Below are 13063 nucleotides of genomic sequence, written 5' to 3' on the forward strand. Positions count from 1 at the left end.
AAAATAAAGATGAACCAACTTTTCAGAAGAAAACAATATAAAGCAAGTGAACATTCCTCTGGGTTAATACGTGTTCTAGGAGTCTGGGATATTGTCTTTTTCGGCATTGCCGCCATTATCGGTGCGGGAAGTTTCAGTTCTTTAGGCGAAGCCGTATTCAGGGGTGGTCCTGGGGTCATCGTTTTATATATTATCTGTGGTTTTGCATGTGGATTTACAGCTTTATGTTACGCCGAATTTGCAAGTAGAATTCCCACAGCTGGTTCCGCTTACACCTATGCCTACGCTAGTTTCGGCGAATTAATGGCCTGGATTATCGGTTGGGCTTTAATTATGGAATATTCGTTTGGGAACATCTATGTCGCATTTTCCTGGTCTGATTATTTCACCAGTTTCCTGGGCAGAATTGGCCTATTTATTCCCGAATATTTAACGTGTAGTTATCCTGAAGCCAAAAAAGCATTCTTTGGAGGTTCTCAAAATACAGAATTACTCAATGCTTGGAAAACTGCACCAATCATTGGCAATCTTAAAATCATTTTAGACATTCCAGCTTTGGTTATTAATGGCTTAATCACTTGGTTAGTCTATGTTGGAATCAAAGAATCAAAGAACTTTAATAACATTTTTGTAATCCTAAAATTATTTATCATTCTTTTGGTAATCGCTGTTGGGATTGCCTACATCAACACCGACAATTGGTTCCCAACAAGTGTAGTTACGGGTGAAAGTTCATTTATGCCCAATGGTTTTGCAGGCGTAATGAGTGCTGTTTCTGGTGTTTTCTTCGCCTATATCGGATTTGATGCGTTAAGTGTTCTCTCCGAAGAAACCAAAGATCCACAGAAAAACTTGCCGCGTGGCATGATCATTTCGCTGGTTTTATGCACCGTCATTTATATCATTCTGACTTTAGTTTTAACGGGAATGGTCGACTACAGAAAGTTTGATGGTGTAGGTGACCCTCTCGCCTTCATTTTCGAGAAAACAAATGCGAACGTCGCCTGGATGGAGTTCGTGGTTTCTTTGGGAGCGATTGTAGCCATCACAACGGTACTGCTCGTTTTTCAAATGGGACAACCAAGAATCTGGTACGCGATGAGCCGTGATGGACTGATGCCGAAAAAATTCATGACCATTCATCCGAAACACAATACCCCTTCTTTTGCAACGATTGCTACAGGTATTTTGGTTGGAGTTCCGATTTTATTTACCGACAAATCATTTATTTTGGATTTTACGAGCATCGGAACCATTTTCGCCTTCGTGCTGGTCTGTGGCGGAGTTTTATTACTTCCTGCCAAGAAAAAAATACCCGGCAGATTTCACATGCCGTATATTAATTCTAAAATTATTTTTCCCGTTCTATTCTTGGGTGGATTAACCTTTTTCTACTTTTGGCAACCCGCATTTTTTCACAATTTAATGGATTGGCGAGATCCAGCCGAAGGTGAATTTAGAATCTCAATGTTCTTTTTCCTACTCATCAACATAGGGTTGTGCATTTTAGCCATCGTGAAAAATCTGTCCTTAATCCCACTCATGGGTTTAAGTTCCTGCCTTTATTTATTAACGGGAATGACCCATAATAATTGGTTCTGGTTCTTGGTTTGGTTTGGAATTGGGCTGGTGATCTATTTCTCTTACGGCTTTAGAAACAGTAAGCTCAACCGAGATCTTAATGGAGACCTGGATTGATTTTAAATACTTCTCTTTTTTAAATAAAAATAATCTTAAGACCTAAAAAAATCCGGAAGCTGTATTGCTTCCGGATTTCTTTACTATTTTAAAAATTTAGTTGTTGTAAATCTGTTTATAATATTCATCTGCCATTCGGTCCGAATTAAAGGCAACTTTCACATCATCCATTGCAGTCTGCTGAACCTGGCGCCAGTCATCTGGCCGGTCATAATACATTGGGATTATTTCATTTTCTAAAATTTCGTAGAGTTTATTAAGGTCGTAATTGTCTTGATCATAAACGCTCATATTGTCGTAGTCTGCTTTGGGAACAACGAAAGCGTTTTCGCCATGTTTCGCAAATTCTGGGATCCAACCATCATCGGTTGATAAATTTACGGATCCGTTCATCGCTGCACTCATTCCTGACGTTCCTGAAGCTTCTCTGGGAACTCTTGGATTATTTAACCAAAGGTCAGAACCTTGTTTCATCGATTTACTCAAAGCCAATTCATAACCAGTTAGAACGGCCATATTTTTGTAATTCTTGCTTTCTTCAACCAAACTGTTGAACGTAGAAATCGCAGCATAATCCATGGGATAAGGTTTTCCAGCCCAAATAATTTGGACAGGATACTTAGGATTATTCAACAATCTTTCAAACCTTTCTTTATCATGAAGCAATAAATCTGCTCTTTTATAACCGGCAAATCTTCGGGCCCAAACGATGGTAAAGACGTTGGGATCAAATAAATTCCCAGTTTGATCTGCTACAATTTTGAAAAATCTTTTCTTCAAATGTTTTTTTCTAAAATCAAACAACGTAGCATCGTCTTCATCTTTGGATTGGTACAAAGGTTTATCTGCCCAATATTTATATTCTTGTGCATTCGTAATGGCCTTAATCTCGCAAATTCTAGGGTACTTGCTCCACATTGCTCTGGAGACCACGCCATGCAGTTGAGAAACACCATTGGCAATTCTAGCCATGCGCAGCGCACAAAGGGAATGGTTGAAGCGGTCATCTTCTACTCCTTCAATCGTTTTCACTTCCTCGATAGATAAGCCTGAAAAATAAGACATATCATGACACATGAAAATATTGTGTTTCTCATTTCCTGCTTCTTCCGGTGTATGCGTGGTGAATACAAGTTTTTCTTTTACTTTTGCCAAGTCGCCACCGAATTTTTTCAACAAATAAAATGCGGCTGGTAAACCATGTGCTTCATTCAAATGATAAACATCTCTGTCGAAATTCATCATATCTAAAAGTTTTGCACCGCCTTTTCCCAGTAAAATATACTGTGCGATTTTGGTCGATTCATTTGCATCATACAACCGGTGACAAATTGTTTTTGAGATATGGTCGTTTTCCGGTACATCTGTCGAAAGAAAAAACATTGGGGCAGTATGGAAAATTTCGGGAGCCAGATAGTACACCTTTACCCAAACCGGTGCAGAATGAATATCAATCTGAAACTTGATGCCGGTATCTTCTAAAAAAGAATACATCTTTCTGGTCCAGGTTGGTTGCAATGTTTGGTCGTGATTTCGTGCTTGATCGTAATATCCGAACTTCCACAAAATACCGATTCCCACTAAATCCTGTTTAAGATTATAAGCGCTTTTCATGTGAGAACCTGCCAAGAAACCCAGGCCGCCAGAATATATTTTTAGCGCCTGATCAATAGCAAATTCCATTGAAAAGTAGGCTGCTTTTTTTGAGTAATCGGGGTTGATGCTATACGGCATCGAAAAGTTTTTGAAGTCCATCTTTATATTTTAAAAATCAATTGCAAATGTATTGATTTTAAGTTGTGCATAAAATGATTCTTCGGGTATTTTTTGAATAACTGTCTTATCTCATTCCAATATCCTTGATGATCCCTCCTATTTTAAAATACCTATTTTATGTTTCCAAAAATTTACAGCGATTCATTCTATAATTTTAACAAAAATCAATTTTAAAGTCAATTTTACCTAAATTTGAGCAATACAATTTTCATTAAAATCAAGTTAAAATGAAAAACATTCTCCTTAAACGATTTCAATATTATAAAGAACTTGCTGAAAAAATCCTTCACCAAATTCCTGAGGAAAAAATAAATTGGAACGCCACTGAAGAAGCCAATAACATGGCAAATTTGATAAAAGACCTCTCCCAAAAAATAGAATCGAAGGCGAGAATTTTTCTAACAGAAGAGCGCAAAAATCAAAAAACAAAAAGAAACACAGGATCCAGAACCGAACTAATTTCAAAAATAGAACTGCTGAAAATCTGGGAAAAAGGTTGGACTATTTTATTTGAAGATTTAAATCAAATTAAAGAAAATCATTGCGACTACAACTTTTTAGAAGAGGCTTTGGAACAACTTTCCCTCTATTCATTTTACATCGGGCAAATTGTTTTCATGGGAAAAATGATTCTCAATGAAGATGGAAATATTGTAAAAATGAAAGAAAATCTTTCCGAAATAAATCCTAGTGAAAAATTAAAAAGTGAAGAATCATCGGACATTCAACAGAATGCTTCTCCCATTTGCTATGCGAAAAGTGATGAAGTTCGAGATGAATTCAGAACCTAAAAACGCTGATATAAATCACTTCTGACAAAAGTCAGTATTGTTTATAAAGTCATTTTATAAGATGTAGCTAATTTTACTGCATCAAACTAAAAGACATGAAAGCAGATGACCGGCTTAAGAATTTAGAGAAGGTTTTATCCGATTTAAAAACCAAGAAAAACTTAGGTTTTAATGATGTTTGCGACTTGCTCTTCACTTTTCAGTTCAAAGATTTCGATCAATTGTTTCAGATTTCACCTTTGGAAGTTCCCCAGGAAACCTTTATGCGCATTCCAGTGTATCACGATGAATTTGTAGCGGCACTGAAGATTTGGGGAGTTCAGCATTATTCTGCCATTCGCGATCATTCTAATTACGACGCTAAAATTAAAGTTCTAAAAGGAAGTTTGACCGAAGTCTCCTATCGTGAAAACTCGAATTTCATTGAGTATGATTCTAAAGCAACCGCCCGAACAGGTGATATTTTGGTTGAAGAACAAAGCGACATTAATTCCATCATCAATAATTCGGAAGAAATTTCGGTGAGTCTTCATGTCTACCGAACTCCAAAACTCGCGCTGGAAGGTGTAAGAATTTTCGATACAGAAAACCGCCGAATCGCTTTTCTTTCCGACCAAGCCCAAGCTTGCTCTTGGAATTTGCCCGACCCTAGTTATCAAAAGATCATTCAAATATAAAAATCAAAAAAATCATTTTAAATTAAATTTCATTCATTAAAAAATCACAACTTGTTGTGGTTTTTTTTGCTCCAAAGATTGTAGCATTAGAAAAAAAATAATCTTTAAATTTGCACCATTCAATTATGGAACACTTACCTTTAAAAACCGCCGCATTTCATACCCTTGGCTGCAAACTTAACTTTGCAGAAACCTCTACCATTGCCCGCCAGCTTACAGGTGCGGGTTATGAAAAAGTTAGTTTTGATGAACCTGCGAATGTATATATCATCAATACTTGTTCGGTGACTGAAAATGCTGATCGTGAATGTAAATTTCATGTAAAACGCGCAATGAAAGCCAATCCTGATGGTTTGGTCGTTATTTTAGGCTGTTATGCACAACTGAAACCCGAAGAAATTTCGGCGATTGAAGGAGTCGATTTGGTTTTAGGAGCTAAAGAGAAGTTTAATATTCTAAGTTACCTCGATGATTTGCAGAAATCCGATCACCACGGCATCATTCATTCCTGTGAGATTGACGAGGCCGATTTCTTCATCGGAAGTTATTCGATTGGTGATCGTACCCGTGCTTTTCTAAAAGTGCAAGATGGTTGTGATTACAAATGCACGTATTGCACGATTCCTTTAGCCAGAGGGATCTCCCGGTCTGACACCATAGAAAGTGTGGTGAAAAATGCGACCGAAATTGCACAAAAAGGAATCAAAGAAATTGTTCTGACTGGAGTAAACATCGGTGATTATGGTAAAGGTGAATTTGGAAACAAAAAACACGAACATACTTTCCTGGATCTGATTTCAGAGTTAGATCAGGTGGAAGGAATTGAACGGATCCGAATCTCCTCCATCGAACCGAATTTATTGAAAGACGAAAGCATTGAACTGGTGGCGAAAAGCCAAAGGTTTGTACCTCATTTTCATATTCCGCTGCAAAGTGGTAGCGATGAATTACTGAAAAAAATGAAGCGTAGATATTTAACCAATGTGTACACCGACAGAGTAGCAAAAATTCGCGAAGTAATGCCCGATTCCTGTATCGGAGTGGATGTTATTGTAGGATTTCCAGGCGAAACAGAAGAAAAGTTTTTAGAAACTTATAATTTCCTGAACGAACTGCCAATTTCTTATCTGCACGTTTTCACTTATTCTGAGAGAGAAAATACGGAAGCAGCAGAAATGCACGGCGTAATTCCCATTCCCGAAAGAAAGCGACGAAACAAAATGCTCAGAATTCTTTCTGAGAAAAAGAAAATGGCTTTCTACCAAACCCAATTAGGGAAAACACTTCCTGTACTTTGGGAGCATGAAAATAAGAATGGATTGATGTTCGGTTTTACCGAAAATTATGTAAGGGTTCAAAAACCTTTTGATGAAAACTCAGTTAATCAAATTGAAAAATTAAAACTTTCTAAAATAAAAAGCGACGGAACTGTTTCTGTACTTGCCGCTTTTGAAGATTTCTTGGCGAAAATTTAATTTATTTTACCGGCTTTACTTTACCCATATCTAAACTTTGAAAGAGGTTCGGAAAATACATTAGTAAAATAAAGTAGATAATAATCATCAGTACGATTATTGAAATTGCAATTAATACGATTGGTCCGGGTTTATTTTTACCAGTGCTTGCCATAACTTTAGGATTAAATCTTCGCTTATTTAGCATCAACATTTCCACCAGTTTGATCAGGCGTTTCGGTTTGTACCTTTACCAACTTCATTTCTTGAAAACGTGGTTGTAGAATTTTTGCGATCAATCCTGTCCAGCCAGTTTGGTGAGAGGCTCCTACTCCACGGCCACTATCTCCATGGAAATATTCATAAAACAAAATATAATCTTTAAAATCAGGATCATCCTGAAATCTTGGATACTGCCCATTAAAAGGGCGTTTACCATTTTCATCTTGCAGGAAAATTCGGGCTAACCGTTTTCCGAGGAAATCTGCAATCTCCTCTAAATTCAGATAATTCCCACTGCCAGTCGGACATTCTATTTTGAAATCTGGACTGTAGTAAAAGAAGAATCGTTGTAAACTTTCTATAATTAGGAAATTCACCGGAAACCAAATTGGGCCACGCCAGTTACTGTTGCCACCAAACATATCGCTATCGCTTTCTGCTGGTAGATATTTCAACATATAATCAGTTCCATCTAAATTAATATGAAACGGATTGTCTTCATATTCCTTTGATAAAGCCCGAACTCCGTAATCGCTTAGAAATTCATTTTCATGCAAAATTCGCTCTAAGAGTTTTTTCAAACGGTGCCCTCTTAACAAAGAAAGTAAATGTTTGGAATCATCGCCTTTTACTTCCCAATGGGAAACAAGAGATGCCAACTTCGGCTTGTTTTTTAAAACCCAGTCCATTCGTTCTTTAAATGCAGGCAATTTATTGAGCATTTCTTCATCGATCACTTCCACGGCAAACATCGGAATCAAACCTACGATGGAGCGAATTCGCATAAACATAGTGTTACCACCTTTCAACTGTAAAGCGTCATAGAAAAATTCATCCTGATCATCCCAAAGTGAAAATTCGTCATCACCCATATTGTCGAGTGCATTTGCAATATGCAGGAAATGTTCAAAGAACTTAGTCGCAAGATCTTCATATACTTTATTATAAAGAGCCAGCTCCATAGCGATTCTCATCATATTCAGACTGAACATTGCCATCCAACTTGTTCCATCTGCCTGTTCCAAATTTTCGCCATTCGGCAATCTTTGACTTCGATCGAAAATCCCGATATTATCTAATCCCAAAAATCCACCTTCGAAAATATTATTACCATTTTTGTCTTTTTTATTGACCCACCAAGTGAAGGTCATCAATAGTTTTTGAAAAACTCCTTCCAGAAATTCTAAATCGGGTTTCCCTTTTTTTACTTCATCAATTTTAAAGACCCTAAAGGAGGCCCAAGCATGGACTGGTGGATTTACATCGCTAAAATTCCACTCGTAAGCGGGCAATTGACCATTGGGATGCATAAACCATTCGAGGGTCAATAGTTTCAACTGCTGCTTTGCAAAATCGGGATCGATAACAGCAAAACTTAAAGTATGAAATGCTAAATCCCAAGTTGCAAACCACGGATACTCCCATTTATCAGGCATGGAAATGATGTTTAAAGAATTGAAATTCTCCCAATCTTCATTTCGGATATGTTTACGGGATTTCGGTGGGGGCATTTCTGCAGGATCCCCGTCTAACCACTTTGCAACGCTGTAATGATAAAACTGTTTGCTCCACAACATTCCTGCAAATGCCTGTCGTTGAACTAATTTTTCATCATCGCTTTTAATACCTTTTTGTAAATCTTTATAAAAATCTTGTGCTTCAGTTTCCCGTTCTGTAAAAATATTGTCAAAATCCTGAAATGGGTTTTCTAAATCTTGATCACATAATCTGAACTCAAAAACCTGAGTAGCATGGGCGGCGATTATTTCATCGATAACAAAGGTAGCTTTGGTTCCTTTTTTTTCTGAATTAACTGAATTTTGATTTCCATTAATAATAAAATCATTGATGCCATCTTTGCAAAATTTCCCCGAATTTTGCGAATGATACAATCGTTGGTTATTGCTCTCATTATCACAAAACAGAACTTCAGAAGATTGTTTTGCATATAAGTTTTTAATCGTTAGATCCTTATGATCAACAATGATTCGATTAGCATTTGTAGCGTTTAACTGAGGTCGGTAATCATCATACCCCCAAATCCAGGAATTTCGAAACCAAATGGTTGGCAAGAGAATTAAAGGTACATCTCTATCAGCTTTGTTGGTAACTGTAATTTTAATGAGAATATCTTCAGCTGATGATTTCGCATACTCTATGAAGATATCGAAATATTCGTTTTGGTCAAAGATCCCTGTATCGATAAGCTCATATTCGGGATTTTCTTTTCCAGCTTGTGCATTTTTCTCAATTAACTCATCATACGGAAAAGCGCTCTGAGGATATTTATACAACATCTTCATATAAGAATGCGTTGGGACATTGTCTAAATAATAGTAATATTCCTTTACATCTTCACCATGATTTCCTTGTCCGTTCGTTAAACCAAAAAAACGTTCTTTCACCATTTTGTCTTTTTTATTCCAAAGACCTAATGAAAAAACCAAAGTCTGCTTGTCATCACAAATTCCACAAATTCCTTCTTCTCCCCAGCGGTACGTTTTTGCTTCGGCGGTATCATGGTTGGTATAATTCCACGCATCACCATCAGCACTATAATCCTCACGAACTACGCCCCATTCACGATTGCTGACATAAGGTCCCCATTTTTTCCAAGAAACATCGGGCAATCTTTTACTTTCTTCGGTCATCTTCTTATGAATTTTAAGGTGGATTATTATTCGGAAATTTCTAAAGGTTAACGTACTGCAAATCTAGCGGAATCTGCGCCCCGACTTGAATGAAGCTCTTTTTTGTTGCTTGCTGAGCGAAGCCGAGGCCAGCAACAAAAAAAGCGGGAATGGAAGGCGGAGAAAGGCGCCCAAATAAAAAATAAAATCAGCGCAGTCTCCTTAACCGCCTGTATAAAAAGATTCGAAAGTGGTCATACCACCATCGATGAAAATACTAGCACCAGTGATATAATCGGACACATCACTCGCCAAGAAAACGGCGAGATTCCCAATGTCTTGTGGTTGACCGATTCTGTTATACGGAATTAAAGTCAACAAGGAATCCAGTTCCTGAGGTGTTTGCCAAGCGTCTTTATTTATATTCGTTTGAATTGCACCGGGGCAAATTGAGTTCACCCGAATTTTGTCCGCACCATATTCTTGAGCTAAAGTCTGCATCAACATTCTGATTGCACCTTTACTCGATGCATAATTTGCGTGACCAGACCACGGAATTATTTCGTGAACCGAAGAAATATGAATGATTTTTCCACAAGCCAAAGACCGTGAAGAGTTGATTCCTCTTCGCAGAAATTCTTTAATTGCTTCGCGGGCACATAAAAACTGTCCGGTTAAATTAACACCGATGACTGCATTCCATTGATCCAAAGTCATTTCTGTAAATTTGGCATCTTTCTGAATTCCAGCATTATTAACTAAAATATCGACGGTTCCTAATTGTTTTACCACCTCGTGAAACATTTTAATGACTTCATCTTCTTGGGAAACATCACATTGATAAACGATTCCTTTCCCGCCCTTATCAGTAATTTCTTTCAATACTGTATTTGCCTTATCGAGAGAATTTTCAGAGGGATAATTAATGACGACCGTAGCACCAGCTTCTGCCATTGATTGTGCAATCCCAGCACCAATTCCACTTGATGAGCCTGTAATAATAGCGACTTGATCTTTTAGAGAAATTTCCATAAACGGACTTTTTTATTATAATGTAAAAGAAAGAGAAACTATCACGCCAAAATCGAGATAGTTTAGTTAATGTTTTCAGAAAATTTAGTCATGGTAAACATCTTCATACATTACTCCGGCTTCAATTCTTACTGGTAAAAAATTTTCTCTCGGAACAATCGGACAACTGTAATCGTAAGCGTTGTATGCACAAAGCGGATGATATGATTTGTTGAAATCTAATATAATTATATCACCTTTTGGAATCTTTAAATCCATATACTTCCCGCCACCATAGGTTTCTATTTCATTGGTAGCATCCCGGAAAGGCAGGAAAAGATAATCTTCATAACCTTCTTTTTGGGCTAAAGTTACACTTTGATAAAGCGTTAAGCTCAGTTCTTTACCCTCTAAAACGAACGTCGCTTTTCCATATTCTTTATAAGGTTTTGTTTTCCCTGAAGAAGTTTGGATTTCAAAAGGAGTAGCATTTTCTGTTTTAGTTAATTTTGCCGAAACTCGATATTTTAAGTTGATTGAAAAAAATGGATGTTCCTTAAACTTGGCAAAATCATCGCCACGTAAAGGGGTTTCTTTCGGATTTTTATATTCTGCATTGAGCTCTTTTTGAAATTTTTCAATGTCAGAAATTAACTCTGCTCTCGGTTGAGAACCGCAGGAAGTCAGTAGAAAACCCACAAATAAAAGGATGAATTTTTTCATTTTTGTACTATTTTGTTTCGGATGATTTTGTAAAAATTGTTCTCTGTTGAAATAAAAATCAGAAAATCAAAATCATTTTTGAATGCCCATTTTTTAGATTTTCTTCATGCTAATTTATAGTTACTTTATAGACATCGGTTTTATTTCGTTTGATATTTCTGACCCAAAAACCACCTTTCTGTGGAATCTCTTCTTTTAAATCAAAGGTTGTACACCCTTTGGGCAAACCAGAAAAGACCAACGTAAACCAGTAATCTTTCATGGGCGGAACTTGGGTCCAATAGGGGAAAAGCGAAATGTTTTCGTGATGTATTAAGGTGCTTTTATGAATCAAACTTTCATCGACTAAAAAAGTAGAGCGCCAAATACGAATCAACATATCTGGATAAGGCGTGGCTGGAAAACAACAGTGAACAATGACTTGCTTTTCGATTTCAACTTTTGGTTGAAGTGCTTCCAGAAGTTCTTGTGCAATTTCAGGTTTGGTAATCGTTGTAAGAGGAGACACCTTGAGCAGAATTTTAGCAAGTTAATAATCTAGATTGAGTTTTTCTTTGGTATAATTTCTAATACGCTTCGTAAGTTCGGGATTTTCGGCTAATGACTGCCCATAAGTTGGGATGATTTCCTGTAATTTATCTTTCCAGTCCTTTGCAACTTTGTCTGGGAAACATTTTTCTAAGACTTGTAGCATGGCGAAAGCACCTGTAGAAGCCCCAGGCGAAGCACCTAGCAAAGATGCAATGGTTCCGTTTTCGTTCACCACGACTTCCGTTCCGAATTCTAACTTTCCGCCTTCTTGTTCATTTTTTTTGATGATCTGAACCCTTTGTCCTGCAATTTTCAATTCCCAATCTTCTTCTTTGGCATCTTTCACAAACTCCCGTAAATGCTGTATTCTTTGGTCTTTGGTCATCGCAACTTGGCGCACTAAATATTGTGTTAAAGGCAAATTATGCCACCAGGCTCCAAACAAAGATCGGATGTTTTTCAAATTAATACTTTCTGGCAAATCCAGGTAACTGCCCTCTTTAAGAAATTTGGTTGAAAAGCCGGCAAACGGCCCAAAAAGTAGCGCCTTTTTCCCATCGATGATTCTTAAATCCAAATGTGGAACACTCATTGGCGGTGCATCTACGGTTGCCAGGGTGTACACTTTAGCTTGGTGTTTTGCAATCAGGTCGGGATTATGAGTAACCAACCATTGACCAGAAACTGGGAATCCACCATAGCCTTCACTTTCGGGAATATCGGAGCTGTCGAGCAATGGCAGCGCATAACCACCTGCCCCAATGAACACAAAATCAGCAGTTAAATGATGCTTATGACCGTGCAAACGATTTTTTACTTCAACTTCCCAAGTGCCATCTGCATTGGGGTCAATATCTTTCACATCATGGTATAAATAAACATCAACATTGGAATCTTCTGCTAAAAAGCGACCCATTTTACGGGTTAGCGTGCCGAAATTCACATCGGTTCCCAAATCCATTTTAGTAGCGGCCAGAATTTCAGTTTCTTTCCTTTTACTCATGATTAAAGGAATCCATTCCCGAAGTTGATCGTGGTCTGTGGTAAACTCCATTTCTTTAAACAAATGAGATTGGGTCATTTTCTCATGGCGTTTTCGCAGAAACTCTACGTCGTCTTTACCAAAAACCAAACTCATATGTGGACAAGAATTGATAAACTCTGTGGGTTTATCGATATAATTTTTAGAGATTAAATAAGACCAAAACTGCTTAGAAATCTCAAACTGTTCTGCAATTTGCTCCGCTTTAGAAATATCGATGGTCCCATCTTCTTTTTCTGGGGTGTAATTAAGTTCGCAGAAAGCAGAATGACCAGTTCCTGCATTATTCCAAGCGGCGGAACTCTCCCGGGCAAAGCGACCGAGTCTTTCAAAAATAACGATATTGAGCGTAGGATCTAATTCGTGTAAAAGCGTTCCCAAGGTGGCACTCATAATTCCGCCACCGATAAGAACCACATCATAATGGGATTTTAGGGGCTTATGATTCGCAGTTAATGGCATATTATATAATTTTAGTACAACGAATTTCGGCAAAAATTTTCTTTGA

General features: G+C 37.5%; 10 protein-coding genes. 4 read left to right on the forward strand and 6 right to left on the reverse strand.

Annotation, left to right across the window (positions count from 1 at the left end):
* Window positions 1–9: 9 nt before the first annotated feature.
* Entirely contained in the window at window positions 10–1698 is a 1689-nt protein-coding gene (locus QWY78_RS08270) for an amino acid permease (protein WP_290218583.1), read from the forward strand.
* 96 nt (window positions 1699–1794) lie between these two features.
* Here the strand turns inward: QWY78_RS08270 and glgP are convergent, their stop codons facing one another.
* Entirely contained in the window at window positions 1795–3453 is a 1659-nt protein-coding gene (gene glgP / locus QWY78_RS08275; protein ID WP_290218585.1) for an alpha-glucan family phosphorylase, read from the reverse strand.
* 248 nt (window positions 3454–3701) lie between these two features.
* On the opposite strand from glgP, the gene QWY78_RS08280 reads away from it, so the two are divergent.
* The 3 genes from QWY78_RS08280 (at window position 3702) to mtaB (ending at window position 6417) form a co-directional block, all read left to right on the forward strand.
* Window positions 3702–4265 carry a DUF1572 family protein gene (locus QWY78_RS08280; protein ID WP_290218588.1) on the forward strand — a complete coding sequence of 188 codons (564 nt, stop codon included), beginning with the start codon at window positions 3702–3704 and terminating at the stop codon, window positions 4263–4265.
* Between the two features lie 95 nt (window positions 4266–4360).
* Window positions 4361–4942 (forward strand): cysteine dioxygenase, encoded by a 582-nt coding sequence (locus tag QWY78_RS08285; RefSeq protein ID WP_290218592.1) that lies wholly within the window; start codon window positions 4361–4363, stop codon window positions 4940–4942.
* Between the two features lie 125 nt (window positions 4943–5067).
* The gene (mtaB, locus tag QWY78_RS08290) at window positions 5068–6417 is read left to right on the forward strand and encodes a tRNA (N(6)-L-threonylcarbamoyladenosine(37)-C(2))-methylthiotransferase MtaB (RefSeq protein ID WP_290218595.1); all 1350 of its coding nucleotides are present in this window, start codon (window positions 5068–5070) and stop codon (window positions 6415–6417) included.
* A 176-nt stretch (window positions 6418–6593) separates the two neighbouring features.
* Here mtaB and QWY78_RS08295 read toward each other — a convergent pair whose 3' ends face one another.
* From QWY78_RS08295 to mqo, 5 genes are all read right to left on the reverse strand, one after another.
* Window positions 6594–9269, reverse strand: a complete 2676-nt coding sequence (locus QWY78_RS08295) for an MGH1-like glycoside hydrolase domain-containing protein (RefSeq protein WP_290218596.1) — start codon at window positions 9267–9269, stop codon at window positions 6594–6596.
* A gap of 201 nt (window positions 9270–9470) precedes the next feature.
* Entirely contained in the window at window positions 9471–10280 is an 810-nt protein-coding gene (locus QWY78_RS08300) for a glucose 1-dehydrogenase (RefSeq protein ID WP_290218599.1), read from the reverse strand.
* A gap of 84 nt (window positions 10281–10364) precedes the next feature.
* Entirely contained in the window at window positions 10365–10982 is a 618-nt protein-coding gene (locus QWY78_RS08305) for a DUF1684 domain-containing protein (RefSeq protein ID WP_290218601.1), read from the reverse strand.
* Window positions 10983–11091: 109 nt separating this feature from the next.
* Window positions 11092–11490 (reverse strand): hypothetical protein, encoded by a 399-nt coding sequence (locus QWY78_RS08310; RefSeq protein WP_290218603.1) that lies wholly within the window; start codon window positions 11488–11490, stop codon window positions 11092–11094.
* 21 nt (window positions 11491–11511) lie between these two features.
* Complete coding sequence (gene mqo, locus QWY78_RS08315; protein WP_290218606.1) at window positions 11512–13050, reverse strand: malate dehydrogenase (quinone); 1539 nt, start codon at window positions 13048–13050, stop codon at window positions 11512–11514.
* Window positions 13051–13063: the final 13 nt, after the last annotated feature.

It is taken from the genome of Kaistella yonginensis (genome assembly GCF_030409525.1).
Lineage (GTDB): Bacteria > Bacteroidota > Bacteroidia > Flavobacteriales > Weeksellaceae > Kaistella > Kaistella yonginensis.

What these genes read in the sequence shown, in the direction of transcription:
- QWY78_RS08295 (WP_290218596.1), bottom strand. Translation starts at nt 9,269, where the DNA reads ATGACCGAAGAAAGTAAAAGATTGCCCGATGTTTCTTGGAAAAAATGG.
- QWY78_RS08280 (WP_290218588.1), top strand. Translation starts at nt 3,702, where the DNA reads ATGAAAAACATTCTCCTTAAACGATTTCAATATTATAAAGAACTTGCT.
- QWY78_RS08300 (WP_290218599.1), bottom strand. Translation starts at nt 10,280, where the DNA reads ATGGAAATTTCTCTAAAAGATCAAGTCGCTATTATTACAGGCTCATCA.
- QWY78_RS08285 (WP_290218592.1), top strand. Translation starts at nt 4,361, where the DNA reads ATGAAAGCAGATGACCGGCTTAAGAATTTAGAGAAGGTTTTATCCGAT.
- QWY78_RS08305 (WP_290218601.1), bottom strand. Translation starts at nt 10,982, where the DNA reads ATGAAAAAATTCATCCTTTTATTTGTGGGTTTTCTACTGACTTCCTGC.
- QWY78_RS08270 (WP_290218583.1), top strand. Translation starts at nt 10, where the DNA reads ATGAACCAACTTTTCAGAAGAAAACAATATAAAGCAAGTGAACATTCC.
- mtaB (WP_290218595.1), top strand. Translation starts at nt 5,068, where the DNA reads ATGGAACACTTACCTTTAAAAACCGCCGCATTTCATACCCTTGGCTGC.
- glgP (WP_290218585.1), bottom strand. Translation starts at nt 3,453, where the DNA reads ATGGACTTCAAAAACTTTTCGATGCCGTATAGCATCAACCCCGATTAC.